Annotated in this window: 21 protein-coding genes; 7 read left to right on the forward strand and 14 right to left on the reverse strand. The window is 43.8% G+C overall.

The window, feature by feature from the left end:
* Positions 1 to 239 precede the first annotated feature (239 nt).
* The 4 genes from J3L18_RS16350 to fbp all read right to left on the reverse strand — a co-directional run bounded on the left by J3L18_RS16350 (position 240) and on the right by fbp (position 7,564).
* A complete protein-coding gene (locus J3L18_RS16350) occupies positions 240 to 1,412 on the reverse strand; it encodes an acyltransferase family protein (protein ID WP_129569292.1) in 1,173 nt (390 codons plus the stop codon).
* Complete coding sequence (locus tag J3L18_RS16355; RefSeq protein WP_223266161.1) at positions 1,412 to 3,625, reverse strand: alpha-N-acetylglucosaminidase; 2,214 nt, start codon at positions 3,623 to 3,625, stop codon at positions 1,412 to 1,414. Before J3L18_RS16355 ends, J3L18_RS16350 begins: the two co-directional genes overlap by 1 nt.
* Before the next feature lie 292 nt (positions 3,626 to 3,917).
* Positions 3,918 to 6,383, reverse strand: a complete 2,466-nt coding sequence (locus J3L18_RS16360) for a TonB-dependent receptor (protein WP_129569290.1) — start codon at positions 6,381 to 6,383, stop codon at positions 3,918 to 3,920.
* 137 nt (positions 6,384 to 6,520) lie between these two features.
* Entirely contained in the window at positions 6,521 to 7,564 is a 1,044-nt protein-coding gene (gene fbp / locus J3L18_RS16365; protein ID WP_129569289.1) for a class 1 fructose-bisphosphatase, read from the reverse strand.
* Between the two features lie 419 nt (positions 7,565 to 7,983).
* Between fbp and J3L18_RS16370 the strand changes: the two genes are divergently transcribed.
* The 7 genes from J3L18_RS16370 to J3L18_RS16400 are packed head-to-tail and all read left to right on the forward strand — an operon-like array spanning position 7,984 to position 17,607.
* Positions 7,984 to 9,150: an iron-containing alcohol dehydrogenase gene (locus J3L18_RS16370; RefSeq protein WP_129569288.1), complete on the forward strand. Its 1,167-nt coding sequence runs from the start codon at positions 7,984 to 7,986 to the stop codon at positions 9,148 to 9,150.
* Between the two features lie 9 nt (positions 9,151 to 9,159).
* Positions 9,160 to 10,092, forward strand: coding sequence for a dihydrodipicolinate synthase family protein (locus J3L18_RS16375; protein ID WP_129569287.1), 933 nt, complete (start codon positions 9,160 to 9,162; stop codon positions 10,090 to 10,092).
* Entirely contained in the window at positions 10,089 to 11,129 is a 1,041-nt protein-coding gene (gene pdxA, locus J3L18_RS16380; RefSeq protein ID WP_129569286.1) for a 4-hydroxythreonine-4-phosphate dehydrogenase PdxA, read from the forward strand. Before J3L18_RS16375 ends, pdxA begins: the two co-directional genes overlap by 4 nt.
* A 3-nt stretch (positions 11,130 to 11,132) precedes the next feature.
* Positions 11,133 to 12,299, forward strand: coding sequence for a four-carbon acid sugar kinase family protein (locus J3L18_RS16385; protein ID WP_129569285.1), 1,167 nt, complete (start codon positions 11,133 to 11,135; stop codon positions 12,297 to 12,299).
* Entirely contained in the window at positions 12,296 to 13,861 is a 1,566-nt protein-coding gene (locus tag J3L18_RS16390) for a sodium:solute symporter family protein (RefSeq protein WP_129569284.1), read from the forward strand. The genes J3L18_RS16385 and J3L18_RS16390 overlap by 4 nt, the downstream gene beginning before the upstream one ends.
* Before the next feature lie 9 nt (positions 13,862 to 13,870).
* Positions 13,871 to 15,292 (forward strand): sialate O-acetylesterase, encoded by a 1,422-nt coding sequence (locus J3L18_RS16395; RefSeq protein ID WP_129569283.1) that lies wholly within the window; start codon positions 13,871 to 13,873, stop codon positions 15,290 to 15,292.
* 2 nt (positions 15,293 to 15,294) lie between these two features.
* A complete protein-coding gene (locus J3L18_RS16400) occupies positions 15,295 to 17,607 on the forward strand; it encodes a DUF5703 domain-containing protein (RefSeq protein ID WP_129569282.1) in 2,313 nt (770 codons plus the stop codon).
* A 387-nt stretch (positions 17,608 to 17,994) separates the two neighbouring features.
* On the opposite strand, the gene J3L18_RS16405 is transcribed toward J3L18_RS16400, so the two are convergent.
* The 10 genes from J3L18_RS16405 to J3L18_RS16450 all read right to left on the reverse strand — a co-directional run bounded on the left by J3L18_RS16405 (position 17,995) and on the right by J3L18_RS16450 (position 25,470).
* Positions 17,995 to 18,678: a GDSL-type esterase/lipase family protein gene (locus J3L18_RS16405; RefSeq protein ID WP_129569281.1), complete on the reverse strand. Its 684-nt coding sequence runs from the start codon at positions 18,676 to 18,678 to the stop codon at positions 17,995 to 17,997.
* A gap of 119 nt (positions 18,679 to 18,797) precedes the next feature.
* Positions 18,798 to 21,008: an SGNH/GDSL hydrolase family protein gene (locus tag J3L18_RS16410; protein WP_129569280.1), complete on the reverse strand. Its 2,211-nt coding sequence runs from the start codon at positions 21,006 to 21,008 to the stop codon at positions 18,798 to 18,800.
* Between the two features lie 23 nt (positions 21,009 to 21,031).
* On the reverse strand, positions 21,032 to 21,835 hold the full coding sequence (locus J3L18_RS16415; protein WP_129569279.1) for a hypothetical protein: 804 nt from the start codon (positions 21,833 to 21,835) through the stop codon (positions 21,032 to 21,034).
* A complete protein-coding gene (locus J3L18_RS16420) occupies positions 21,832 to 22,320 on the reverse strand; it encodes a hypothetical protein (protein WP_129569278.1) in 489 nt (162 codons plus the stop codon). Before J3L18_RS16420 ends, J3L18_RS16415 begins: the two co-directional genes overlap by 4 nt.
* Positions 22,313 to 23,143, reverse strand: a complete 831-nt coding sequence (locus tag J3L18_RS16425) for a nucleotidyltransferase (RefSeq protein ID WP_129569277.1) — start codon at positions 23,141 to 23,143, stop codon at positions 22,313 to 22,315. Before J3L18_RS16425 ends, J3L18_RS16420 begins: the two co-directional genes overlap by 8 nt.
* A gap of 2 nt (positions 23,144 to 23,145) precedes the next feature.
* A complete protein-coding gene (locus J3L18_RS16430) occupies positions 23,146 to 23,436 on the reverse strand; it encodes a LysM peptidoglycan-binding domain-containing protein (RefSeq protein ID WP_129569276.1) in 291 nt (96 codons plus the stop codon).
* A complete protein-coding gene (locus J3L18_RS16435) occupies positions 23,426 to 23,722 on the reverse strand; it encodes a hypothetical protein (protein WP_129569275.1) in 297 nt (98 codons plus the stop codon). The genes J3L18_RS16430 and J3L18_RS16435 overlap by 11 nt, the downstream gene beginning before the upstream one ends.
* A complete protein-coding gene (locus J3L18_RS16440; protein WP_129569274.1) occupies positions 23,719 to 23,937 on the reverse strand; it encodes a hypothetical protein in 219 nt (72 codons plus the stop codon). Before J3L18_RS16440 ends, J3L18_RS16435 begins: the two co-directional genes overlap by 4 nt.
* Entirely contained in the window at positions 23,934 to 24,395 is a 462-nt protein-coding gene (locus tag J3L18_RS16445; RefSeq protein ID WP_129569273.1) for a hypothetical protein, read from the reverse strand. The genes J3L18_RS16440 and J3L18_RS16445 overlap by 4 nt, the downstream gene beginning before the upstream one ends.
* The gene (locus J3L18_RS16450) at positions 24,388 to 25,470 is read right to left on the reverse strand and encodes a hypothetical protein (RefSeq protein ID WP_129569272.1); all 1,083 of its coding nucleotides are present in this window, start codon (positions 25,468 to 25,470) and stop codon (positions 24,388 to 24,390) included. Before J3L18_RS16450 ends, J3L18_RS16445 begins: the two co-directional genes overlap by 8 nt.
* Position 25,471: the final 1 nt, after the last annotated feature.

The following is a 25,471-nucleotide window of genomic DNA, read 5'->3' on the forward strand; positions in this document are numbered from 1 at the left end:
TAAGTGTTATTTTAACAATTAACGAATTAAATACGATTTTATCTCAATTATTTTTTTCCAATCGCCTTACGATTAAAAGTGATTCTGAGTAACTGGATAATTTGGTTAAAATATTTTTATGTAGAGACGCATAATTGCGTCTCCCAAAGGACGGGCCACCTTGTAATGGAGTAAATCGCCCTAACTTGCATGCGGGAGACGCAATTATGCGTCTCTACATTCAAAAAACTACTTTATATTTATATTTTCAGGAAGATCTTATTACGATATAAAAAGTACAACAAAGCAAGCTGTACAACAACAATGGATATTGCTGCCCATACCGGTTGCCAGCTTTGTGCGAGATGGCTGATAATTCCCCCGAAGAAAAAATTGGCTGTATGCTGAAAATCGACCATCCCTTCTGATGCCAAATAGATCAGGATAGAGTTTACACCAATAAGCACAAAAGGAAATGCCCATTTTTTGTATCCGGCAACATCAATCACCAGGTAAAATACCGACAGGAAAACCAGACTCCAGCCACCTACAAACATCACGAATGAACTTGTCCATAAGCGTTTATTGATAGGGAAAGCAAGATTCCAAAGCATCCCTAAGCCGATAAATAAAATACCGACTGCAAATAAACAAACTCCCTTTTTCCACATCGGCCATTTTGCAGATTCAAACTTCAGAAACTGGCCTGTAAAAATCCCCAGCATGGCTGTACCAATAGCGGGAATGGTAGATAATATGCCCTCGGGGTCATGCACTTTATCATGCAGACGACCGGGAAGTAATAAACGATCAACATAAGATTCAAGGCTACCGTTCATGGTTAAAACCCCTGCCCCGTAACCAGGCACCGGAATTAGCTCCATTGCAGCCCAATAGCCAAACAGCAAAATACCAAACCATAAAATTTGCCCCCGGGTACCGAAATTCAGATAAATTACACCTGCAAAAAACCAGGCCAATCCGATACGCCCCAGTACACTCGCAAAGCGGGTATTCTCCAAACCGTTAAACTTAAACAAGCCGTTAACAACTACCCCTAAAAACAGCAGAATAATGGTACGCCTGAACATGGAACGATAAATTTCGCCTTTGGATGAGGACGGCAACAGATATGGGTGAGCTACCCCATGTTTATCAACTTTATTGCCCATTGAATAAGGCATGGAAACCCCGGCAATAAACAAAAACAAAGGAAAGATCATATCATAAAAGGTGATGCCATTCCATTCGGTATGATGCAGTTGTCCCGACATCCATACCATAAGCGGCCAACCGGTGGCTTTAGCAAGGGCATGCACCACCCCTTCCCCACTCATGATCCAAAACATATCAAAACCACGAAGGGCATCTAACGATAATAACCTTGCCGGCTTTACAATAGTAGTTGCAGATTTAGCTGTTGATGTATCCATTACTTAAGATCGTTACCCATGTTTGTCCTGTATTTTTCATAAAGCTGTTTTGCAACAGCAGTGCTGCTTCCGGCTGGAACAACAGGGTACGCTTTGGATGCATTAACCCATTGCCATTCCCAATTGCTTATCGATTTGTCAAATTGTTTAAAATCGGGTTCTTTACCGGTTTTAAATGATCCTTTCAATAAATCGAAGAATTTTTGCCAGCGCACTTTATAAAAGTCATTGAGCAATCCACTCCACTGCCTGCATGAATATTCATGCAGCGGACTATTGGCATCGCCCCAAAGTGTTATCAGGTTACGGGCATTTTTTTCATAAAGTGCTTTTTCGGCCGGGGTAGTCCCCCAGTTTCGGGCATCGGCTATCCAGGGACCCAGCATAAAATCCTTACGGGTAGCAAGCAGCCTGTCCATATCGGTTATCAGGTTAAGGTATTCGGCAGTATATTTATCAAAAGCCTTTTCATCCTTATCTTGATATGCCTTGATCCATTTTAACTGGATCAGCCGACCGTAGTTAGCCAGCATCTGCCGGGTCACATCAACCAAATCATAGTTAAAACCGCTGCTTTGTTTACATTCAGGTATAGCTGCAATCATTTTATCCCAGGCTGGCAGCAGGTCTTTCCTATTGTAATTTAAACGGGTACGTGTCCATATTGCGGCCGAATCAAGCGTTGGCCTGCCGGTAATGATCGACTCGGCCCCGTCACGGATATCCTTGCCATTAAATACGGTACCCCGTAGCGTTTGCCAGGCATCAAGCGCATCCTTGCTTTTTACACCATAACGATTAAATAAGTACTCCGGCAGCCATTGATCAAGGTCAATCGGCTTGTTTTGCCAGGTATGCTGCGTCATTAATTCATAAAGCACAGGGGTTTGTTCAATAGCCTCCATCGTTAAGCCAATTCCCACCATACGCCCCGATTTAGGATCATTAAGGGCCTGCGCCGGCTGCGTTGCTACCGCCTCTATCCTGCCAAACAAACTATTGTTACCGCCATAGTTATGCAGCATATTCCAGATCCAGGGTTTGCCGTAAAATGCTTCAGTACGCTTCCATATTGGTTCGTAATCGGTATTGAGGTCAAGCACTATCATATGATCATCGGGCACTGCATTCAGCAATGCCTTGATCTGCTCGTTTTGCCAAAATTTACGATCGCTGAAAAATAGCCAGCCCTGCATTACCCAAACAGCTTTCGGGTCGGCCCCTTTCATGCCGTCATAAACCCTTGCGCTTAGTTCTGACAGGAATTTAGGATCGTTTGAGGGCGGCTCATTTTCGTTAAAAGTATCGGCAGAGTATAGATGATCTGTACCATAAACCCTGGTTTGTTCCTGTATAAATTTTTTACCGATCTCTGCAAATAGCGGATCTTCCGAATCCAGGATATAAGTATCGGCAAAGCCGTTGTTCCAGTTGGTTTGCTTTAGTTTAGCATTGGGAAAATGTGTTTTAAACGATGCCGGCACGTGACCAGTAAATGCAGGAAGCACCGGTTTTATACCAAGTTCGCGCTCGCGCTGCAATATTTTGATCTGCAAATCCCGGTGACTGGTTATCCAGCTTGCGGGCAGCGGGCCGTCCCATTTATCTATGTTGCCCATATAAAACCATCCAAAATACGCCGGACCGGTAAAAAAGTCCTGCATATCTTTACTGCTAAAGCCCATACCTTTATAAACTTTATCCCACACATACTCCTGCCCGGTTATTGCCAGCGGCATATTGATTCCGTGCAGCGCCATCCAGTCAATTTCCTTTTCCCACCGTTTCCAGTCCCACCAGCTCATACTGTAGCTATAGGTACAATAGTTAAGATAGTACCGGTATTGGTAAGGCGTAGTTTTATGAACCCTTTGAGCTGGTATAGGTAACTTTATAGGCAGGTTCAGATTTGTACCGTTCCATGTGATCTGGCAATGTGCGTATTCGGTGAGATAATAGTATAAGGCCGACGCCACTGCGATACCATTATTGCCCCTGAGTACAATTTTGCCTTTAGCACCTTCTACTTCAAAAACATCTTTGGCTTCATTTTCAGAAAGCGGTTGAACAATAAAATTCTTTTCATAACCGGGCACCACCCGTTTAATTAAAGCATAAGAAGCCGGTACTTGCAACTGTGCCTGAGCGCTGATCATCCCACCGCATATGCCACACAGTAGCATACAGATGAAAACCTTTGTTTTATAAACCATTTACTTTAGATGTTTTTATGATTGTTGAGTTAAGAACGTCAATCGATGAATTCCGAATCGTTGTCGCACCGATCATATCCTTCATGTCCCCTCAGGGTCTCTCGCAGAGGACCCTGAGGTTCAGCCGCGTTGTATACTTCTTCGAGGGCATTCAGAACGGCGAATTTGCTCGGTGTATACATCAGGATCCTTTGCGAGAGACCCTGATGGCACGTTATTATCGCACGCTTACATGATGTTCACAAACTCAAGGCAATAAAAACAAAAAAAGGCATATTTCATTGAAAATAAATCAAAAAGGGAAAACAGCTTTAAAACTAATATTCCGCCCTATATTATAAATGCCGAGGTGTCCGTTTGGCGACGACTGGTAATACTCAAAATACTTTAAACGGTTAAGGTTTGATTGATAGGCTTTATCAAACAAGTTATCAACCTGCAAAAAAAGCTCGCAAACAGGTTTGTCCGATTTATTTTTGATGGTAGTGCCTGCTCCGATATTAAACAAGACATAGCCGGGCGTAGCTGTCTCTGTATTATCCAAAGCATAGAACCGGTTCTGCGTAGCATAAGCATCCATTTCGGCCTTAAAGTAAATCTTAGAAAAAGCCCCATATGCTTTCTGCAAACTCGCCTTAAACTCCGACCGGACGTGCAGCGGCGGAATAAACGGCAGATATTTAGCAGCACCATTAGATTCATCAATAAGCTGTTTATTGCCGTTGATTCCCGTTACATAAGCCAGACTATTGTTAAAAGCCAGCCATTTCACATTTTGTGGATGCACATTTAACGTAAACTCGGCACCGTACAGGCGGGCACTACTTTGCTGGTATTGATAAGTGCTGTTACCCGGTACAATCACCACAGGATTGCCAATGGCATCAGTAAGTTTAGCCTGATAAATGTAATTGTTGATGTGGTTATTAAACAGCTCAGCAATCAGATCGATATCCTTCAGGTAAGCGATGAAGCCCAGATCTTCCTGCAAGCTAAATTCGGGGCTAAAGTTGCGGTTGCCCAAATATACGATATGCGCGCCGGGGTCAAGCCCATTTGAACCGATTTCGGTGATATTAGGGGCGCGGTATCCACGGGCAATATTAGCCTTAAACAATAAGCGTTCGCTGATATTGTAAGTTATGCCTAAGCTCCCCGAAACACCCTGATAAACATGACTAAACGCCGGAAACTGCAAATGAGCATCCGCCGTATCCGGTAATTTAACATGCTGCTCAAACCCGTTTTTGGAGTTTGGCCCTACATAAAAATCGTTCCAGCGGATGTGCCTGTTATCATACCTGATGCCACCTGAGATATCAACTTTTCCGATAGTTTTTTTGGCGAAGAAAAAAGTTCCCGCATCAAACAGGTTATAATCAGGGATGGGAAAATCTGTTGCAGCCTTGCTGCGGTTAGTTTGGTACATGCCGTTTACACCAAGGGTACTTTCTATCCCTGCAATAGCAGACAGGTTATATTTAAAATCGTAATTAAGTGTGTTAAGTACCACGTACAAGCCCGCCTGATCGGCCAATGTAGGGTGGTTATATTCCCTGCGGACGCTTTGCTGCAAACCAAGTGAAGCATCGATACTGCTGCCTTCGCCCAATTTAAATTCATTATGTGAATAGATCCGATAATGCTGAATACGCTGATGCAGCGGGGTTATACTGTATGATCTTAACTCGTCATTACTTACAACCGGCCTGTTCCTGATATTGTCGGTACTGCTTTCGGCTATTTGTTTGGTAAACTGCCTTGTCAATGAATCGCGGCTGCCATCGGGAATCTCCTGCCGGTTATCGTAAACTGTTGCTGCGATTTGTGAGTATCCCCAATTTTTATCAACCCTGGCCATACCCGATAAATTGAACTCACGGAAACCGGTATTGTAAACATACCCATCAACACTGTTGTGATAATCATGTGCCACTTTTCCCGTTGCCCGGAAGGCATACCGCCAGTCGTTCTTTTTGTATGACAAGCCCAGCGAGGTGCCGATCATGCCATTATTGGTATGATAATCGGCGGTATAATCACCTCTCAAAACATTGTTTTCGCCAACCGGCAGGTAAGGGATCATGTTGATCACGCCTGCCAATGCATCTGAGCCATAGGTTAAACTTGCCGGCCCTTTCACTACTTCGGCGCGACCAATGCCGTACTGGTCTATCTCAATACCATGTTCATCACCCCATTGCTGCCCTTCCTGGCGCACGCCATCATACAAAGTTAAAACACGATTGTAGCCTAATCCCCTGATAAATGGTTTTGAAATATTGGGCCCGGTAGTAACCGCATTAACACCCGGTACTCCTTTCACAATGGCGTCAATAATGTTATTATTCACATTCTGATCCATTTCCTTCTTGGTCATTACTGCGATGGGAATGGGGTTACTCCTCAACTCAGTTTTGCGTGAAACGCCGGTTACCGTCACCTCATTTAATTTGGAGCTGCTTTCCTGAAGATTGCCATCCAATGAAATTGCTTCATCAGGTTTTACACTCACTTTATGGCGCTCAGTAACATACCCAATGTTAGAGAATACTATTGTGTATGTGCCTGCCGGAACATTTTTTAAATGGTAATAGCCTTTATCATTGGTAGTAGCCCCGATAGAAGTTCCTGAAAGTGCAACGGTAGCAAAAGAGAGCGGTTCGCTGCCGGTTGTTAACCTGCCCCTAAGTGAACCACGCTGGGAGAAAACCATCACAGGCATTAATAAAAAGAATAGTAGAGATAATATTTTCATTCGTTTTAGCACATCATAAATAATATACAAAACAAATAAAAAAAATTAGTCTTACCTAATTTTTATAATAATACATATAAAATTACTCATATATCAATCCAAATAACAGATGCACTATGAACAGAAGTTCTTAATGACTAAATAACCTGTTTATGTTGAGTTATAGATGGTTGCTGCGAAGAAAAGGCCAGCATAAAATCTTCGGCACGCTTAACCATATTCTCCGAACCGATAAAAATAGCCGAGCGCTGGTGAAGCTCATTAACATCCAGATCCAGGATCCGCTCATAACCTGTCGACGCCAGACCGCCTGCCTGTTCAACAATAAAGGCCATCGGGTTACATTCGTAGACCAATCTCAGTTTGCCATTTGGATATTGCGCAGTAGTTGGATATAAAAAGATTCCGCCTTTGATCAGGTTGCGATGAATATCGGCAATCATTGAACCTGTATATCTTGAAGTGTACGGACGGCTGGTAGTTACATCTTCAACCTGGCAGTACTTGATATATTTTTTTACCCCTAAAGGAAAGTGGGTATAGTATCCCTCGTTTATTGAGTAGATATAGCCATCCTTAGGCATTTTAATTTCAGGGTGCGACAGGCAAAACTCCCCTATTGATGGATCAAGCGTGAAACCGTTAACCCCTTTGCCCGTAGTATAAACAAGCATGGTTGACGAACCGTAAATAACATAACCGGCGGCAACCTGCTCAGTACCTTTCTGCAGTACATCATCCAGTATAGCTTTGCCTTCAACAGACTTACGGCGATAAATAGAAAATATGGTACCCACACTCACATTTACATCAATATTTGATGAACCATCCAGCGGGTCAATAGCAACAATGTATTTGGCATGTTTTGAGATCTCTGATTCTATCAGGATATGCTCGTCATTTTCTTCAGAGGCAACAACACAGCATTCGCCGCCGCTACGCAATGCCGAAATGAATTGCTCATTGGCATAAACGTCCATCTTTTTCTGACGTTCACCATGGGAGTTCACAGAATCGGTTTCGCCTATGATATCGATAAGTCCCGCTTTACTAATCTCGCGGTTAACAATTTTAGCGGCAATGCCTATATCCCGCAAAAGCCTTGACAGTTCGCCTTTGGCAAATGGAAAATCAGCTTGTTTCTCTATAATAAATTGTCCTAAGGTTTTCACGCTTTTCATGAGGATGTGTATTTAATTGGTTAACGGAAATATTAAAAAATACCGCGGTTTAGCCGGATGATTTATAATTAGGATGCGGCAGTTTAACCACCGATAAATAAAAGTATCAAAAGATAAACAGCCCATATAAACTTGGCCCTATAACCTCATATTCAACTTTTTGCTAAGTTACCGGCCTTTAGTTACAGAACTGTCATGCCCCGTCTCCCTGTATTTTAGCGATTATTTACTACTCCAACTACCTATTAAAGCCAATTACAGGCAGATCATATCATAATAACTTACCGGCAGATATCCCTTTTGATAATATCGTATAATAATTGGATAACGGTTGGATAAAAATGGGAGGCGGCATTATCCATCTTTGTTTTATATCAAAACCAATTAACCAGGGCCAGCTATTATTAATATATAAGTATATGCCGCAAACTGTACATCCTTATCGCGACATCACTATCCGGTTTCCGGGCCAGGTAATTGTTGGCAAAAACTCGCTTTTTAAATTAACCGGTGATGTTATCAGCGGCGGGTATAAATCAGCTTTAATTATTACCATCAGTCCGCTATTAAATAAACTTGAACCACTATTGGCTCAATTTAAAGAAGCAGGGATTAACGCTCGTGTTGATACCTCCATAGTACGGGAGCCTTCGTTCAAGGATTTTGGAGATTTGCTTGCATCTGTAAAACATACTGAAGTAGATATGATCATAGGTATTGGTGGTGGCAGTGTGCTTGATGTGGCTAAACTCATAGCTGCGCAGTTTGATAATGACCAAACCCTGGCAGATATCACGGGAATTGGCTTGCTTAAAAAGCGATCTAAAAAGCTGATCTGTGTACCCACAACAGCCGGAACTGGCAGTGAAGCTTCCCCCAATGCTATATTGATAGATGATACAGACTACCAGAAAAAAGGTATTATCAGCCCTTACCTGGTTCCGGATGTAGTGATCATTGATCCGGCTTTGATGATCAGCCTGCCGGCAGAAGTTACTGCAGCAACAGGGCTTGATGCGTTAACGCATTGCCTTGAGGCTTACACTAACCTATATGCACATCCGCTTATTGATATGTATGCCCTTGAAGGGATGAGGCTTATAGCCGGCAACCTGGTTAAAGCGGTAAATGATGGTGCAGATGAGGATGCGCGTACACAATTGGCAATTGGCAGTTTGATGGGCGGCTTTTGTTTGGGGCCGGTTAACACAGCAGGCGTACATGCACTCTCTTACCCGTTGGGCAGCATGTACCATATTGCCCATGGCTTATCAAATGCCTTGCTGCTACCTTTTGTAATGGAGTATAATATCCCTGCCGCACCTGAACGATATGCTGCCGTTGCCCGTGCGTTGGGTTGCAACAGCAGTATCAATGATTTTGAAACGGCTCATGCCGGTGTAGAAAGAATCCGTCAGTTGATCAGCGAATGCGGAATCCCTGCAAGCTTAAAAGAAATAGACATAGATAAAAACACCATACCGCAAATGGCTGCCGATGCCATGAAAATTGCGCGCTTGCTTAAAAACAATCCGCGACCAATAAAGATAGATGATGCCGTTAACATTTACGAGGCTGCTTATTAAAACATACTAATGAAACTAAAAAAGAAATATAATGGCCTGGTAGTGCCATCAATTACGCCACTTACCGACAACTACAAACTTGACCACGAAGCGGTTGAAAAAATTTTCGACAGCATCTTTAACTACGGCGGCGTACCGTTCATATTGGGAACTACCGGCGAGTCAGCGTCGTTATCAAACGAGCTCAAGCTCGATTTCATTAAATGTGCTGTTTCTATAAGGCAACCCGGCCGCTTGCTTTATGCAGGTATTTCATCCAATTGCCTGGCCGATTCAATTGATCTTGCCAAACGCTGTGCCGACGAAGGTATTGACGTTGCAGTAGCACACTTACCTGCCTATTTCACTTTAACTGAATACGAAATTAAAACATACTTTGAAACGCTGGCCAATGAAGTACCTATCCCACTGATAGTTTACAACATTCCGGCTACAACCAACGTATCTATCAACCTAAACCTTCTCGACGAATTAAGTCACCACGAAAATATTGTTGGGACTAAAGATTCGGAGCGGAATCACGAGCGTTTAAAGGATTCGCTTAAATTATGGGCCGACAGGGCCGATTTTAGCCACTTTTTGGGTTGGGGGGCGCAATCTGCCCACGCGCTGTTTACCGGCAGCGACGGCCTGGTGCCAAGTACAGGAAACCTGTTCCCGGATATTTATTACAAAATGATAGTTGCTGCAGATAATAACGACGAAGCCGCTGCGCTGCAACTACAAAGGCATTCCAACCTGATAGGTGATATTTACCAGGGCAAACGCCTGCTGGGCGAATCATTGGCAGCATTAAAATCACTAATGCAAAGCGCAGGATTGTGCCGTACTTACATGATGCCGCCTTTATTGCAGGTTACTGAAGCCGAAGCTGAAGATCTGCAAAGAAAACTGCAGCGTATGCTTAATGTTGAAAATCTTAGCTTACCGATTTACCAATGACAGCCGAAAAACCGATCATAGCCATAACCATGGGCGATCCGGCCAGTATTGGCCCTGAAATAGCCGTTAAAGCATTGTTAACGGAAAGATTATACGACATCTGCCGCCCGGTGATTATTGGCGATACCGGTGTATTTTTCGATATCGTAAAACGGTTGGGCTTCGATGCACGCATCAACTCGATAAAAGATATCCGCAACGCAAACTTTGAGTTTGGCAAGCCTGATGTATTTGATCTGCAAAATGTGGATATGGAACAGTTGCGGTTTGGTGAGATATCGGCAATGGCAGGCAATGCCTCATTTGAAGCAGTTAAAAAAGCGATTGAACTGGCGCTTGCTGGCGATGTTGATGCAACGGTGACCGGACCTATCAACAAAAAATCCATTAACGAAGCCGGGCACCATTTTGCCGGGCATACCGAAATTTACGCGCATTATACCGGCACAAAAAAATACGCCATGCTGCTGGTGGAACACAACATGAAGGTGATCCACGTATCAACCCATGTTTCACTAAGGCAGGCCTGTGACCTGGTTAAAAAAGACCGCATTATTGAAGTAATCGAACTTTTACAGGATGGCCTTATTTCCCTTGGAGAAAAAAACCTGAAGATTGGTGTAGCCGGGCTTAACCCGCATGCAGGTGACTCGGGTTTGTTTGGTACCGAAGATGATTTTGAGATCCTTCCCGCTGTACAGGAAGCTATAAAATTAGGTTACGATGTGGAAGGCCCTGTACCTGCCGACACCTTATTTTCCAAAGCATCAACCGGCTATTATGGTGGCGTGGTTGCCATGTACCATGATCAGGGGCATATCCCATTTAAGCTTACCGGCTTTAAATGGAACGCCGAAAAACAGCAAATGGACAGCGTAAAAGGTGTTAATATTACTATGGGATTGCCTATTATCCGCACCTCGGTTGATCATGGTACAGCTTTTGAAATTGCAGGTAAGGGTGTGGCCAGCAGCGATGCTATGATACTGGCAATTGAGTCGGCGGTACAGTTGAGCAAAAACCGGATAAAAGTATAAGCTATGATCGCTGTAATTGCAGATGATTTAACAGGGGCCGCCGAGCTGGCGGGAATAGGCCTCAATCACGGGTTAAGAACCGAAGTGAGTACCACTGTTGATGAACACTGCGATGCCGACCTGCTTGTTATCGCTACCGATACCCGTTCACTGGCTGTAAATGAAGCGAAGAATATTGTTCATGATCTTACCATCCGATTACAGCGGTTAAAGCCCCGGTTTCTTTTCAAGAAGATAGATTCCGTTTTACGGGGGAACATTATTGAGGAATTGCTAAGCCAGTTAACGGCATCTGGTTTAAAAAGAGCTCTGATTGTGCCCGGCAATCCTCACCATTCAAAAAAAGTCATAGGCGATACATTTCACTACAATGGCCAACCTATTCACCTGAGTGATTTCGCCAACGACCCAACCTTCCCCGCCTTAAGCTCAAATATTGTTGAATTATTGAGAGCTGATGAAAGTATCTCATTAATAAAAAAAGAAGACAAATTTCCATCTACGGGAATTATTATAGGAGCGGCTGAAAACGAGGATGATCTTAAATACTGGATCAGCAAAACAGATAACAATACGCTTTTGGCGGGTTCAGCAAATTTGTTTACCACACTACTTGAATACTTAACATCACCGCAAAAGATCGAAACCCCTGACCCCGAAACCACAGGCAGGCGTTTGTTCGTATTTGGCAGCACTTTTTTTCAGGGTAAGCCGAATATTCAAGATGGCAAGCATAACAATATCCCGGTGCATTATGTACCTGCGGCAACCATTTGCGCCGAAACCAGCGGCGATAATGTGCATGCGCTGTTTGCCAGCCATGTAGCATCAAGCATTGTTGCCGCTAATAATGCCATCATTGCCATTAACCCCGATTTTATAAAGGATATAAAGGTAGACCCGGTATTGCTGAGCCACAAAATGGCGGATATTGTAAAACAGGTTATTGACCACACCGATCTTCACGAATTGCTGATTGAGGGCGGCGCCACGGCCTGGGCCATACTTGAGCGTTTAAACATTGAAAAATTATATCCCTCAAAACTAATAGCTCCCGGAGTTATTCATATGCGCATAGCGGGCAATAACCAATTATGTTTAACTTTAAAACCCGGCAGCTACCCCTGGCCTGCCCCCGTTTGGGCAACCAATAATTATACCTGCATATGAAACATGAAACCCTGCACCTGGCAGATTATATTATCATAGCCCTGGCACTGGCCATTTCATTAACCATCGGTCTCAAATTTTCAAAAGGACAAAATTCTACCAAAAAATATTTTGTATCGCGCGGTTCTATCCCGGCTTGGGCAATAGGCATGTCGTTAATGGCAACGCTCATTAGCAGTGTAACCTTTTTGGCCTATCCCGGCGAAGGTTTTGCTTCTAACTGGATCCTGCTTGTTCAGGGCTTAATGGTACCTATTGTATTGCTGTTGATGGTATGGTTTATCGTCCCACTTTACCGAGAGGTTATAGGCGTAAGCACCTACGAGTACTTTGAAAAACGCTTTGGTTTGTTTGCCCGTTTTTACAGCTCTATCAGTTTTGTATTAACCCATTTTTCAAAAATGGGTACGGTGTTTTTCCTGCTGGCACTGGCACTCTCCAACATGACTAACACCAACACATTTGCCATTATCTGGGTGATAGGGTTTGTGATCATCGTCATCACACTTATTGGTGGGATTGAGGCCGTAATCTGGGCAGATGTGGTACAGGGTTTTCTGCTGATAGGCGGCGGTATAGCCTCATTTATCATCCTCATCTGTTCAATCAAAGGCGGCTTTCCCGAGCTTTGGCATATTGCCAGCGTAAATCACAAAAACAACTTTGGCCCTTACTCCTGGGATTTCAAAAAGCTCACATTTATTGTAATGGCCATAAACGGTGTGTTTTACGCCATCCAAAAATACGGCACCGATCAAACTATGGTACAGCGTTATCTTACAGCCAAAACCGATAAGGCGGCTATCAGGGCATCGATATTAGGTGTGGCGCTTACAGTACCGTTATGGGCTTTGTTCATGTTTATCGGCACTGCTTTATTTGCCTTCTACCAACAAAATCCCCTACCGGCAGGCATTAAAGCCGACGCAGTTTTCCCCTATTTTATCATGAGTAAATTGCCTACCGGGGTTGTAGGATTGATATTAGCTGCGCTGATCTCGGCGGCGATCTCCAGCCTCGGGGCCGATCTCAACTGCCTTTCGGCCATTGGCGTGGAAGATTACTATAAAAAGTTCAGGCCTGATAAATCGGACAAAGAATATTTAAAAGCAGGACGATGGATAGTAGTACTGGCCGGATTTGGAGCGATGGGCATAGCCACCCTCTACCTGCTTGCCGGCGACGAAGGTGCGCTGGGCATTGTTTTTACCCTTTACGCGATATTTTCAGGCGGTATTGCCGGGATATTTTTATTGGGCTTGTTCAGCAGCCGCGCCAATCGCCAAGGGGTGAACATAGGTATTATTGCCTGTATCCTGTTTACGGGCTATGCTTTTTTAACATCAACTAAAATTGGTTTGGGTACGGACAAACACATCTTGCTTGATTTAGGCAGGTACAATTTCAATCAGCATAAATACATGCTCGGGGTGTATAGTCACCTGGTGGTAATCATAGTAGGCTATGTGGCCAGCTTGTTTTTCCCTAAACCCGAGTTGAATAAAAACCTCCTTTTCAGCGGATGGATTGAGGCTAAGCGAGCCGGAAAGCTTACCAAATAATTTATAGCAATGAAAAAATTACTTTCATCAGGCCTGTGTTTGCTCCTGTTTATATCATCGCAGGCACAAGTAAAACTGGCATCCATTTTTACCGACAACGTAGTTCTGCAGCAACAAAGTGCGGCCCCAATCTGGGGTTGGGACAAGGCTGGTTCAACGGTTACCATCAATACTTCATGGAACAAAAAAAGTTACAAAGCTAAAGTAAATGCCAATGGCAAATGGCTTGTTAAAGTAAGCACCCCGGTTTACGGTGGCCCGTATACCGTTACTATCAGCGATGGTAATACCATCAAACTAAACAACGTGCTTATTGGCGAAGTTTGGCTTTGCACCGGTCAATCAAACATGGAGATCCCGATGAAGGGTTATAAAAGTCAGCCCATAAGCGGTTCTGTTGATGCTATACTTAAATCATCTAACGCCAACATCCATATTTACACCGTTCCCCACTCATCAGTAACCGAAGTACAGGACAATAGCAAACCATCAGAATGGCATGTCGCCTCCCCCGAATTTGTCTCCAACTTTAGTGCTACAAGTTATTATTTCGGCAGATTATTAAATGAGATGCTTCATGTACCTATCGGTTTGATCAGTGATTGTTACGCTGGCTCGAATGCCGAAGCCTGGATGGATTCGGAAGGGTTAAAAGACTTCCCGGAGATCAAAATCCCGGGTAAAACAGACTCTATCAAAGCAGTATCGCGCACGCCTACTACCCTGTTCAATGGCATGCTGAACCCGATGATTGGTTACGGCATTAAAGGTTGTATCTGGTACCAGGGCGAATCAAACTATGACCGGCCTGATCAATACGAAAAACTTTTCCCCGCCCTCATAAAACGCTGGCGTGAGCTTTGGCAGCAAGGTGATTTCCCTTTTTATTATATGCAGATAGCCCCGTATGATTACGCACAGCTTCCGCCTTATAATAGCGGGGGTAAATACAATTCGGCCTATCTGCGCGATGCTCAGCGAAAATCGTTAAAAACGATACCTAACAGTGGTATGGCCGTTTCGCTTGATGTGGGCGAACAGGCACTCATCCACCCTCCGCGCAAAGAACCTATCGGCACGCGGTTAGCCTACCTGGCCTTGGCGCAAACGTATGGTATTAAAGGTTTCGATTATGCAAGTCCGCTCTATAAAGAAATGACGGTTGATGGCAACAGGGCTACCATCAAGTTTGAACATGCAGAAAATGGATTGACCTCATTCAACAAGCCCATTCAAAACTTTGAGATAGCCGGTAAAGACAAAATGTTCTATCCCGCCCAAGCCATGATATCGGGCAGTGTAATTATTGTATCTTCACCTTTGGTAAAAGAGCCTGTGGCTGTACGATACGCCTTCAAAGATTTTGTTGTGGGCGATCTGTTCGGTACCAACGGGCTCCCCGTTTCCTCATTCAGAACCGACGACTGGTAATTATGAAAAAACTCCTGCTGCTCTGCTTCCTGTACTGTAATATCGCGTTAGCTCAAAAAAAAGGCATTGAACAATACAATGAAATGTGGACCAGCCAAAGCCAAAACTCAGGCCAGTCGATGCCCTGCGGAGGCGGCGATATAGGGCTGAACGTATGGGTTGAAAAAGGCGAGCTGCTTTTTTACATCGCCAAGAGTGGCACTTTTGACGAAAATAATGCCATGCTCAAACCCGGCCGGGTAAGGGTCAGGCTATCGCCCAATCCTTTTGATGGCAATGATTTTAAACAGGAGCTAAAACTTCAAAGTGGTTCAATACTCATCAACGGAAAAAACGGCGATTTAAAAGCCGAAATAAAGCTCTGGGTTGATGTTTACCGCCCGGTGATCCACCTTAACATTAGCAGCAACAAAGTCATTAAAACCGAAGCTGTTTTTGAAAGCTGGCGCTATCGTGATAGGGAAGTTAAAGGCCTGGAAAAAAACGAGGGCTCCTGGAAGTTTGCCCCACGTAATGATGTAAAAACGCTGAAGGATAACATCGCGTTTAAAGGCAATGCCATTCAGTTCTACCACCACAACCTTGACTCTACCATATTTGATGTTACGGTAAAGCAACAGGGGATGGATGCGGTTAAGGATCAGATGTACAACCCGCTTAAAAATTTAACCTTTGGCGGGCTGATGCAGGGCAAAAACCTGAAAGCAGCCGGCAACACTAAAGGCCAATACCTCAACACCGATTTTGAAGGATGGAAATTGGAGAGCATTAAACCTGCAACCAATCAGGATATCGAGATCTATCTCAATACCCAACAAACCGCATTTGTAGATGAATGGCAGAAAGGCCTCAACAAAGTACTTAAAGAAGCTGAAAGCAATAACAAAACCGCGTGGCAAAAAACAGCCGACTGGTGGAAACAATATTGGGACAGAAGTTTTATCTACATCAATACTAACAAGCCTGACAATGATACCACAGCCTGGCAAACCGGAAAAAACTACCAGTTGTTCAGGTACATGTTAGGCTGCAATGCCTACGGACAAATGCCTACCAAATTTAATGGTGGCCTATTCACCTATGATCCCGTTTTTGTAAATGCACAATACGCCTTTACACCCGATTTCCGTAACTGGGGCGGAGGCTTGATGACTGCCCAAAACCAGCGATTGGTTTATTTCCCGATGCTTAAAAGCGGCGATATTGACATGATGAAACCGGAGTTTGATTTCTATCTCCGTTCTTTAAAAAACGCTGAATTACGCAGCAAGGTTTATTGGGGGCACAATGGCGCCTGCTTCACCGAGCAGGTGGAGAATTTCGGTCTGCCCAACAGTGCCGAATATGCCTGGAAGCGTCCGGTCGATTTTGACAAGGGATTAGAGTACAACGCCTGGCTTGAATATACCTGGGACACCGTATTTGAGTTTTGCCTCATGATGCTGGAAACCGAGCGCTACAAAGGCGACGACATCCATCAATACATCCCCTTTATTGAAAGCTGCCTCACTTTTTTTGATGAACATTATCAATACCTTTCCCGCAAGCGTAGCACCAAAGCATTGGACGGCAACGGGCATCTTGTGCTCTATCCCGGCTCATCTGCCGAGACTTTCAAAATGGCTTATAACTCCAACTCAACCATAGCGGCCCTGCAAACTATCACCAAACGGATGCTGGCCTTGCCGGATAGCTATTTAAATAAAGAAGAGCGTACCAAATTAGAAGGCCTGTTAAAACGCATCCCCCCTATCACTTTTGCTGAGATTGACGGTCATAAAACCCTTACCCCTGCAAAATCATGGGAGCGGGTTAACAATGAAGAGAACACTCAATTTTACCCGGTATTTCCATGGGGCATTTATGGCTTAGGTAAACCGGAATTAGAGACAGCTTTAAATACATGGAGGCTGGACACCCTTGTAGCCAAATTCAGGAGTGGTATAGGCTGGAAACAGGATAATATTTTTGCAGCGCGCTTAGGTCTTACCGATGAAGCGGCCAAATTGACCTCCTTCAAACTCAAAAACTCGGGCAGGCGTTTCCCGGCATTTTGGGGACCGGGTTTCGACTGGACGCCTGATCATAACTGGGGTGGATCGGGCATGATCGGCTTACAGGAAATGCTGATGCAGGTAGATGATAAAAAGATCCTGTTGTTCCCGGCATGGCCAAAGGATTGGGATGTACATTTTAAACTTCATGCGCCTTATAATACCACTGTTGAGGCCACACTAAAGGATGGAAAGATGGTTGATTTAAAAGTTCTCCCCGAAGATAGAAGGAAGGATATTACAATGATGTTAGCCCAATAATTCCCTCGTTCATTTGTAACAAAAAGGGTGTCCCAATTTTTTGATTCTCAAAAAAAAATTGAAAAAACTCCCGCTGCTCTTTTTTGTAAAAAGAGACTGTTCCATTTTTTGAGAGTGAAAACGCGGAACACCTTAAAAATGAAACACACTGACAATCAAATAGATAACAATCCACCCGAAACACCATTAAATACCTGATTACCAATGACTAAAACTTTAAAGAGTAAACTTTCCTTATTTCAAAGACAGGTAAAAAATAAAATCGCAAAATCCACTTGTAAGTAAAAATAAAACGACTTGTAATATTTTTTAACGTGATTTTGACATGCGCAGTAAATCTTAAAGCCTCAAAAAAGTTTTAATCGGGCTTTAAGATTCAAAAGAAATTCAATTAACAAAACCTTTTATAAGCCTCCGCCAATTAAAGTACCCCGCTTGATTAAGGTGGATACCATCCAATGTAAGATCGGGGTCTATCTTATCGCCTTTTAAGAACTCGGGATACAAATTAATAAACGTCACATTAGAACTATCGCAAATACTTTTGGCAGACCTATTATACCTTACAATTTTTGCATTTAAAGTGTCTAAAGATGTAGGGAGGACTGATTCAATAAAGATGCCTGTACCCGGTGATTTAGCTTTTATTAAGTTGATCATTGCAACAAGATGAGCGGTAACAGTATCTGTATGTATCGCATATCTAAAATCATTTATCCCAAATTCAATAAAAAGCTTTTTGGGTTTACGATAAATTAATCTATTAATTACTTGTATACCATTTTCAGATATACTGCCAGCAAACCCCATGTTCTTAACACACGGATTATTAAATCCTTTTTCAACATTAAACCCTTCTGTAATGCTCGTTCCTAAGAAAATAATCTCATTTTTATTAGATTTTGATTTTAAAAATTTTGACCAGCGCTGTTCGGTATCAGCGGGCTTCAGAGGGTGAAAAAACAGCCAATTGCCATAATATAGCCGTTTACCTACAAAAAACAATACAAATAAAATATTGAGTGATAATGAAGCTATCAGCAAACTTCTTTTAAACTTATTATTAAACATTAATTATCTATAATTCTTATGCGAATTTATAATTATAAATTAGTTAATGTTATTTCTTTAAACATGATTTGTACGGCATGAGAACAACGTACAAATCATGGCTTGGCGAACTATACAGGCTATGTCAAAGTCACCTGCTTCCAAGCTTGCCAAGAACCTGTCCACCCAACCCTTACATATTCATTTGTCGCGCTATCGTAAGAAGACAAAGTCTGTTTAACGGTACCAATACTCGATTTATGAGTTATCACCATTCCATTAATCGGCCAGCCATCACCCGATAAAACATAATCAGTACATATGCCAGTCGGAAATGCAGAGGGCAATTTAGAAAGTGTTATTCCACTCGGTGTACCATCATAAACAAGTGCCGTTGGAACGGGGGACAAAATGTAAAAAGACTGCCATCCCGATATCGACCATCCGACACGAACGTATAACTTGCCGTTATTGGTTCCATCAAAAGACGCCAACTCTTGCCTATACATATCATTACTAAGGTGATGAGTTATAAGCAATCCACTTATGGGCCACCCGTTAGATGATTCAACATATTCATGTGTAATACCCCTGCTATACGCAGCTGGTAACGCTGAAAACAAACGTCCCGACTGCCCGGCATCAACCACACCACTACTTCTAAAATATCCCGGAAACAACACATCAAATGTCTTATTAGCCATCGCTAAATAAAGAGGATCTTGCGGGTGAACTAATTCGTTTGGCAGCGATGAATTTATGGCTGTTAAGTAATCCTGCCCATGTACGCTATCTTGAAAAATACCATATATATCCTGAAAAACACATTGGTATTTCCTCGCCAATGATCGTAATCCATTATTAACAAGCTCATTAAAAACCTGTCCCTGATGCCCATTAGCATCATCTGTCGTAGGGTTTTGCGATTGGATAATAATTGCTAAATGCTGATAGTCAAACCCCGTTGTACCCCTGATAGTAGATAGCCCAGTATCCATTCTGCTTAAAAAAGCAGTAGCATTAGCTTCAGGAGTTCCTACAACCCATGAATCATTGATGCCCCAGCGTAAAATATACACATCAGGATTTTGAGCCAAATCTGTCGCTAAAGAAGTCGATAGCCAATAATTAGTATTTTGACCTCCTATACCACTGTTAATATAAGTTACGTTGTTAATACGATTATTTAAAGTTATCTGATTAAGAAGTACATCCGGGTGATATGTATTTGAGCTTGCACCTGTTCCAGCGGTTGTACTATCTCCTGAAAGAATTACCTTAACAGCTGTTTTAGCTAATAGCTTTTTGTGAAATGATGATAAATACTCCTCACCAAATACTCTTTGATATTTATCAGCATAACTATTGATCTGCTGTTTAAGATAGGTAGTCTGCTTTAAAATCCTGACATCGCCATCTATAGTTACCCCCTTTGTATTATCAAAAGCAGTAACCAAGAAATCACCCTTATCAAATATCCTCTTATTGGCAGCTAAAGCATTTGCCACCGCTGTCGTATCATCCGTTACACCATCCCCTACAGCGCCGTAATCAACTCTGAAAGATTTTATTTGCCCGGACGGTTCAGACGAACCACCGCCGCCGCCAGTCGGCGCGTCTATCCAATGCGTGTTACCGTCTGTACCATCCACTTTCGCCAATATTTGCCCGGCGGTACCGCCTGTTGGCACTTTAAGCAGCGCTGTGATTTGAGCCTGTAGTTTGCCGAAAGCCTGTAATATGGTATCGGTGGCCGCAACTGCTGTTGATGTTCCAAAACCGATGCCTGTTAAAACGGAACTTAAAACCCTTGCTACAGTAAAATACTTATTTGTTACACCTTCGGGTACTGCATCGGTTGTACCGGGTGACGCAACAATTTGAATATATGTAGAGCCGCTCCAACGGTATTCGTTGTTATTGTCTGTGGTGATATAAATCTTTCCCGCTTCGCCGGTTGCTGGCAGGGCTGCGAAATTGGCAAATTCTAAAACGTCATCTACGTAGCTGGGTAACTGTGCGGCGGCCACCTTGCCGGTTTCATCAAGCCCAGCATAGCCGTTAGGCTGGTTTTTTTCTGCAACGTTTTCGGCTGTATAACCGATTCCGCCCGAAGCAAGGTCATTAATTTGCGTTTGCAGGTTATCGTCGGCGGTCGCACGGTTTGTGGCTTCATTTTGCAAATCTTCGCTGGATACTTTACCGGCTAACGTTGTTGAAAGGTTGGATATCTTGTTGATAGGTATGGTATCTTCATCTTTATGCCAAAATGAATCGATCCACGAAGCAAACTGCCCGGCGGTTGGTTTCGCACCTCTTTTAAAAAAGTCTTTTAATTGCGCTCTTGTCATTATAGGGGTATTATAGGTTTTACTTAATTAAAATATCCGGGTATCGGTTCAATCCAGCATCCAACCCGGTAAGGGTTCAATATCGGGTGCGGTTGGCCGCCGCCTGCGTTAACGGTTATAACAATATCCGGGGCATTAGGTGTATCGGAATGTCCTACGAGTTTATCGGCCGCGCCGTGTATGTCTGCATACCCGGTAGTTGGTATACTAATTTCAAATTCCGGCACTTCTTCGGGGGTTAAAGTATGTGTTTCGTTACCCCCTTCGTTGCCTATGTCAAACCCGACCGGGCGAACACCGGCGACTGGCGCTTTGGCAGCCATCGGTAATTTACCCCGCATATCCACAACCTCACGCCACCCGGCAGGAATATCAGCAATTGCACCCTTCCACCAAACCGCGCCACCAGCGCCGCTAAACGGCCTTAACAATCCTTCAACCCTGTCGAGTCTTGCCAGTACGCCTTCGGCTGTGTTACGCTTGAAATTAACCCACAGGTAATTGGTCACACCATCGTCGCCAAACTTTGCTGACCGCTGGTACTTTACAGTGCGTGGCGTTCCGTCCTGATAGGCGATAGCTGTCGCCGTTTCCTGTATAATCACTTTGGCAGATATAACACCGCCAATAAACGGCAGTATTTCGCCATTGATTACCACCACGCCATTACTAACAGAGCCACCGGCTACGGCGCAGCCTGAAAGGATCGCCAGCGACCCGGCAAGCGTTGCCGTGGAAGCTGCCGTATTAATGCAGTCCTGTATAAATTCCATAACGCCCTGATCGAACGGAAAGCCGCCGGGCTGAGTAAAGTCGTATCTGTTCATGCTGTACGGTATATTAAAAATCGTTTACTAACCAGCTTGTAATATTTTACAAGTGCTGTCATTTCTATAATGTCCTGCGGGGAAACGCTGACGGCGTATGGCACGTTTACAATAAAGTCAACGCCGGTATCACCGTAGTCGCCTGGGTTATGCAATGGTACTGTACCGAGGTAAAGCGGTTTGTTTTCGTCGGGGCGAAAGATGTAAACCCGGTCGAAGGCAAAACCATCTGTAATTGTTATACGGCGTTCCGTTGCATCAAACCTATCGTTAAGCAGTGCGCGAAGGCTAAACACCCGGCCATCATGTGCAAGGTTGTATAAATCGGCATTACGCTTAACTACAAGGCGGTTGTATATCAAAACAAACGGACTGCAAAGCGCCCGAAGCCAGGCGAACAAAACAGGCTTACGCTTAAAGTTGGGTATCTCATCCAGTATTAACCTGTTATAGTTTACTACAAATAACCTATCGTAATTAAGCATAAGGGCGATAGTTAATAGTAAAACCATCATCGGTAACACGCAGATAACCGGCATCGGGTATTACCCGTTCGTCAATCTCTGTAAATGGTCGTGTACCGTACTGGGACTGCGCACTAAGGATGCCAACCAATACTACGCCGTCGACCGCCTGTAACTGATCTGAAAGCCTTGTTTTAGCAAACTCCCCGTTAAACTTCAAAGCCTTTAAATAGGCTTTAATAGCATCTTTAACCGGCTCCGTGGCATTGCCATCAATTCGTGCGCCAATGCTGTCCAATACCAGCGGATCATAAAAGATATCAATAACCAATTTCAATGCATCAGGCGGCAGGCTATCTTCATTAATCCTAACACCTGCATCTTTAGTGTCAGCTATATAGGCCTTAAATGCCAGCATTTCGGCATCATTAAGCTGCGCATAATCCCCATCAACAAGCTTTACAACCTTCATGCGCATAGAGCCGTCTGCCAATTCTTCTACAGCGGCCTGTGTAATGATTTGCTGCGCCGCAATCTGCGTAGCATCGAGGCCAGCGTTTAAATACTGGTCGGTGTCTGGTATTAAGGCCTGCCCATATTGGAACCTTAATGCAAGGTCACGGTACCAGGTAAGGCGGTGCGGCTTTTTTGTATCAATAACAGCCGAAACTTCGGCGGCGCGAAGGTCAAACAACACATCAATTGTCCATGCAACATAAGCTATGATATAAGCCCAAAGCTTATAATCAGCTACGGCGCTGGTATGGTCGAGGTCGCTTAAAACAATATCGCCGTTTACCTTAGTAATAATTTGATTGTACCAGTAATCTACCGTTTGTGCCATTTTTAACTAACTATAAAATCATATTCAATTGCCCAAAACTCAACGCCTTCGGGTGCTAACACATCTATTTGCATGGCCGATGTAGCCGGGCTTATATTGTACTTTCTGAAGTAATCGGCCACCGCAAAAACAGTTACATCGCCTGCATCAATTGACTGCCCCGATGTTAATGCATCGGTAATCCCGATACCATTTAAGGCAGCCAGTATAAACCTGTTTTCGGCTGTGCCTCCGTATTGCACTGCTATATCGCCCAGCGTTTGCCCTGCTTTAACTATTTTGCTATTTGGCATAATCACCCACAATATTTAAAAGGCCGTTAACAAAGCCCATTGATTGTATTTTAATGCCGTCGTCGCTAAAACGCAGGCGGATTTCTCTTAAAAGCGCTTCGCCCTGCACATCACCTTCGTCGTTTAAAAACTGGAAGGTGCCGACTGTGGCGGTAGGCGCTTGCTTATATTCTCCCTTTTCGGCCAGCAATAGTTTACGTTGCTGTTGCTGGTTGCTTTCGCCCCGTACAAAATCGCCGTTCCTGATTAGCAGGTCGTCGTTATCATTCATCAGGTAATCAATCATCGTACTTCGCCGTTAAATGTTCCTACTACCGGGTTTGCACCGGCTGTTAAACCACTTGTATAGACCACCTCTGCCGTTTTGATATAAGCCTCAACCTTATCGGCAAAAGCATCAATAAAAGCATCTAAAGCATCGTCGCGGCTGCCGGTGCTTTGATAGGTGGCCGTGTAAACCTCCTTTAGGTCTGCTTTAAATTGTGCTGTATTTAAACTCACTTCAAAAGGTTGTTAATCCTGTCGAGCAGTAAGGTTAAAGCGGCCATATCTTTCGGCGCTGCAATACCTATTACCACGTTTACCAGGTCGGTTAATATTTTATTAAGAGTTTCGTCGCCTTTACCAATCAGCACGCCTTCACTGTTCAGCCTGATTACTGTTGTACCTGTTGTTACCTGGTACATGGTTATTTTATCGCAGGCTATCACTAAATAGTCATCATCACCCAGCTTTCCTACTACAACGGCAGCGCCTACGGCTGGTAAAATATCGATGCTGTTGTTTTCGCTAACCACGGCACGTAAACGCACTTCATATTGCGGCGATTCGTTTAACATGATATCGCATGTAAAGGAATCGCTGTCAACCGCCGTTACTTCCGCATCGTAAAACCCAACGGGGCCACCTGCGTGTGCCTGATCTAAAAACGACTGGCGTAGTTTACTTATCTCATCCATCCAAACGATACGTTATCTGTGCTTTGCGTTCAGCACCGTTTACCCCAAAACGCACTTCGGTACCGGCAACGAAATAAGTACCGGCACGCGCACCGGCAAACCTTTTATCCATTATTGCAGCCTTCCAGCCCGGTTTACAAAATGGCTGTAGCAAGCCGCTTATTGTGCCTTCGTATCCATCGTACTTCAGCTTTTTAAGGTATGCCGCCGCCTGATCTTGCAGGTACTGTTTGTCATCACTAAACGGGATGATCCTTTCAACTATAGCGCCGCCGGGGTCGCCAGCTTCATAAAGCACATGTTTGCCGGTTTTGCCACGGGTTTTAAGCCTTACACGCACTTTATTATCGCTGCCTAACCGCTGTTTTAAGTCGGGCTGATCTACCGGGCAGTTATAGCCTAAATTGTATACAACTTCGGCAAGGCCTGTAAGGCTTTTGTTTCCGGCTATATCGGCGGTGTTACGGCCTTCCTCAATGCCCGCGTACAACACATTGTCATCAAAGTATACGGTTAAAAGCATCTTGTCTTTTAAGTATTCCAGCACCTTTAAACCGCTTTCGTTTTTTATGTAAAAGCTGGTTAGGGTAATGGTTGGGATATCCGGGCTTAACACAATATCAGTACCTTGAATAATCCGGGTTAAAACCTCCTTAAGTGTGGTTTTTTTCCAACTGGCTAATATGTTTTGGTTTCGCAATTGCCACGCGTAACCCTCCATTTCAATAGTAACCGGCGTAGTTAAATTAACCCGCCTTACAAAGCCCCTGAACTCATTACGCAGGTCGCCATTGTAGCCGAGGTCAAAGGCCACCGGGTCGCCCTCCTTAAACAGCTTCGCCGTTTCAACACTATTGGCGGGTGTGTTTTTTACTACCTGTTGGCTACCCAGCCCAATAACATTTAGCGCATCATTGATAGCACTATTTATCGGGATAACCTGCCCCAAACCTGGTATTTTAAGCACAGCGGTATCAATAATTACGTGAACGTTTTTTTTTATCACGAGGTCGTTAATACCGCCCCTGAATGAGTAGCGGCCAATCTTACTAATGCTATTTAGTGTAAAGGCCATT

The organism is Mucilaginibacter gossypii (genome assembly GCF_017569325.2).
GTDB classification, from domain to species: domain Bacteria; phylum Bacteroidota; class Bacteroidia; order Sphingobacteriales; family Sphingobacteriaceae; genus Mucilaginibacter; species Mucilaginibacter gossypii.

Excerpts from the sequence above, each read along its gene's own strand:
- J3L18_RS16355 (WP_223266161.1), bottom strand. The coding sequence starts at position 3,625 with ATGGTTTATAAAACAAAGGTTTTCATCTGTATGCTACTGTGTGGCATA.
- J3L18_RS16360 (WP_129569290.1), bottom strand. The coding sequence starts at position 6,383 with ATGAAAATATTATCTCTACTATTCTTTTTATTAATGCCTGTGATGGTT.
- J3L18_RS16390 (WP_129569284.1), top strand. The coding sequence starts at position 12,296 with ATGAAACATGAAACCCTGCACCTGGCAGATTATATTATCATAGCCCTG.
- fbp (WP_129569289.1), bottom strand. The coding sequence starts at position 7,564 with ATGAAAAGCGTGAAAACCTTAGGACAATTTATTATAGAGAAACAAGCT.
- pdxA (WP_129569286.1), top strand. The coding sequence starts at position 10,089 with ATGACAGCCGAAAAACCGATCATAGCCATAACCATGGGCGATCCGGCC.
- J3L18_RS16400 (WP_129569282.1), top strand. The coding sequence starts at position 15,295 with ATGAAAAAACTCCTGCTGCTCTGCTTCCTGTACTGTAATATCGCGTTA.
- J3L18_RS16350 (WP_129569292.1), bottom strand. The coding sequence starts at position 1,412 with ATGGATACATCAACAGCTAAATCTGCAACTACTATTGTAAAGCCGGCA.
- J3L18_RS16450 (WP_129569272.1), bottom strand. The coding sequence starts at position 25,470 with ATGGCCTTTACACTAAATAGCATTAGTAAGATTGGCCGCTACTCATTC.
- J3L18_RS16435 (WP_129569275.1), bottom strand. The coding sequence starts at position 23,722 with ATGATTGATTACCTGATGAATGATAACGACGACCTGCTAATCAGGAAC.
- J3L18_RS16425 (WP_129569277.1), bottom strand. The coding sequence starts at position 23,143 with ATGGCACAAACGGTAGATTACTGGTACAATCAAATTATTACTAAGGTA.
- J3L18_RS16420 (WP_129569278.1), bottom strand. The coding sequence starts at position 22,320 with ATGCTTAATTACGATAGGTTATTTGTAGTAAACTATAACAGGTTAATA.
- J3L18_RS16375 (WP_129569287.1), top strand. The coding sequence starts at position 9,160 with ATGAAACTAAAAAAGAAATATAATGGCCTGGTAGTGCCATCAATTACG.
- J3L18_RS16385 (WP_129569285.1), top strand. The coding sequence starts at position 11,133 with ATGATCGCTGTAATTGCAGATGATTTAACAGGGGCCGCCGAGCTGGCG.
- J3L18_RS16395 (WP_129569283.1), top strand. The coding sequence starts at position 13,871 with ATGAAAAAATTACTTTCATCAGGCCTGTGTTTGCTCCTGTTTATATCA.
- J3L18_RS16370 (WP_129569288.1), top strand. The coding sequence starts at position 7,984 with ATGCCGCAAACTGTACATCCTTATCGCGACATCACTATCCGGTTTCCG.
- J3L18_RS16405 (WP_129569281.1), bottom strand. The coding sequence starts at position 18,678 with ATGTTTAATAATAAGTTTAAAAGAAGTTTGCTGATAGCTTCATTATCA.
- J3L18_RS16445 (WP_129569273.1), bottom strand. The coding sequence starts at position 24,395 with ATGGATGAGATAAGTAAACTACGCCAGTCGTTTTTAGATCAGGCACAC.
- J3L18_RS16430 (WP_129569276.1), bottom strand. The coding sequence starts at position 23,436 with ATGCCAAATAGCAAAATAGTTAAAGCAGGGCAAACGCTGGGCGATATA.
- J3L18_RS16410 (WP_129569280.1), bottom strand. The coding sequence starts at position 21,008 with ATGACAAGAGCGCAATTAAAAGACTTTTTTAAAAGAGGTGCGAAACCA.
- J3L18_RS16415 (WP_129569279.1), bottom strand. The coding sequence starts at position 21,835 with ATGAACAGATACGACTTTACTCAGCCCGGCGGCTTTCCGTTCGATCAG.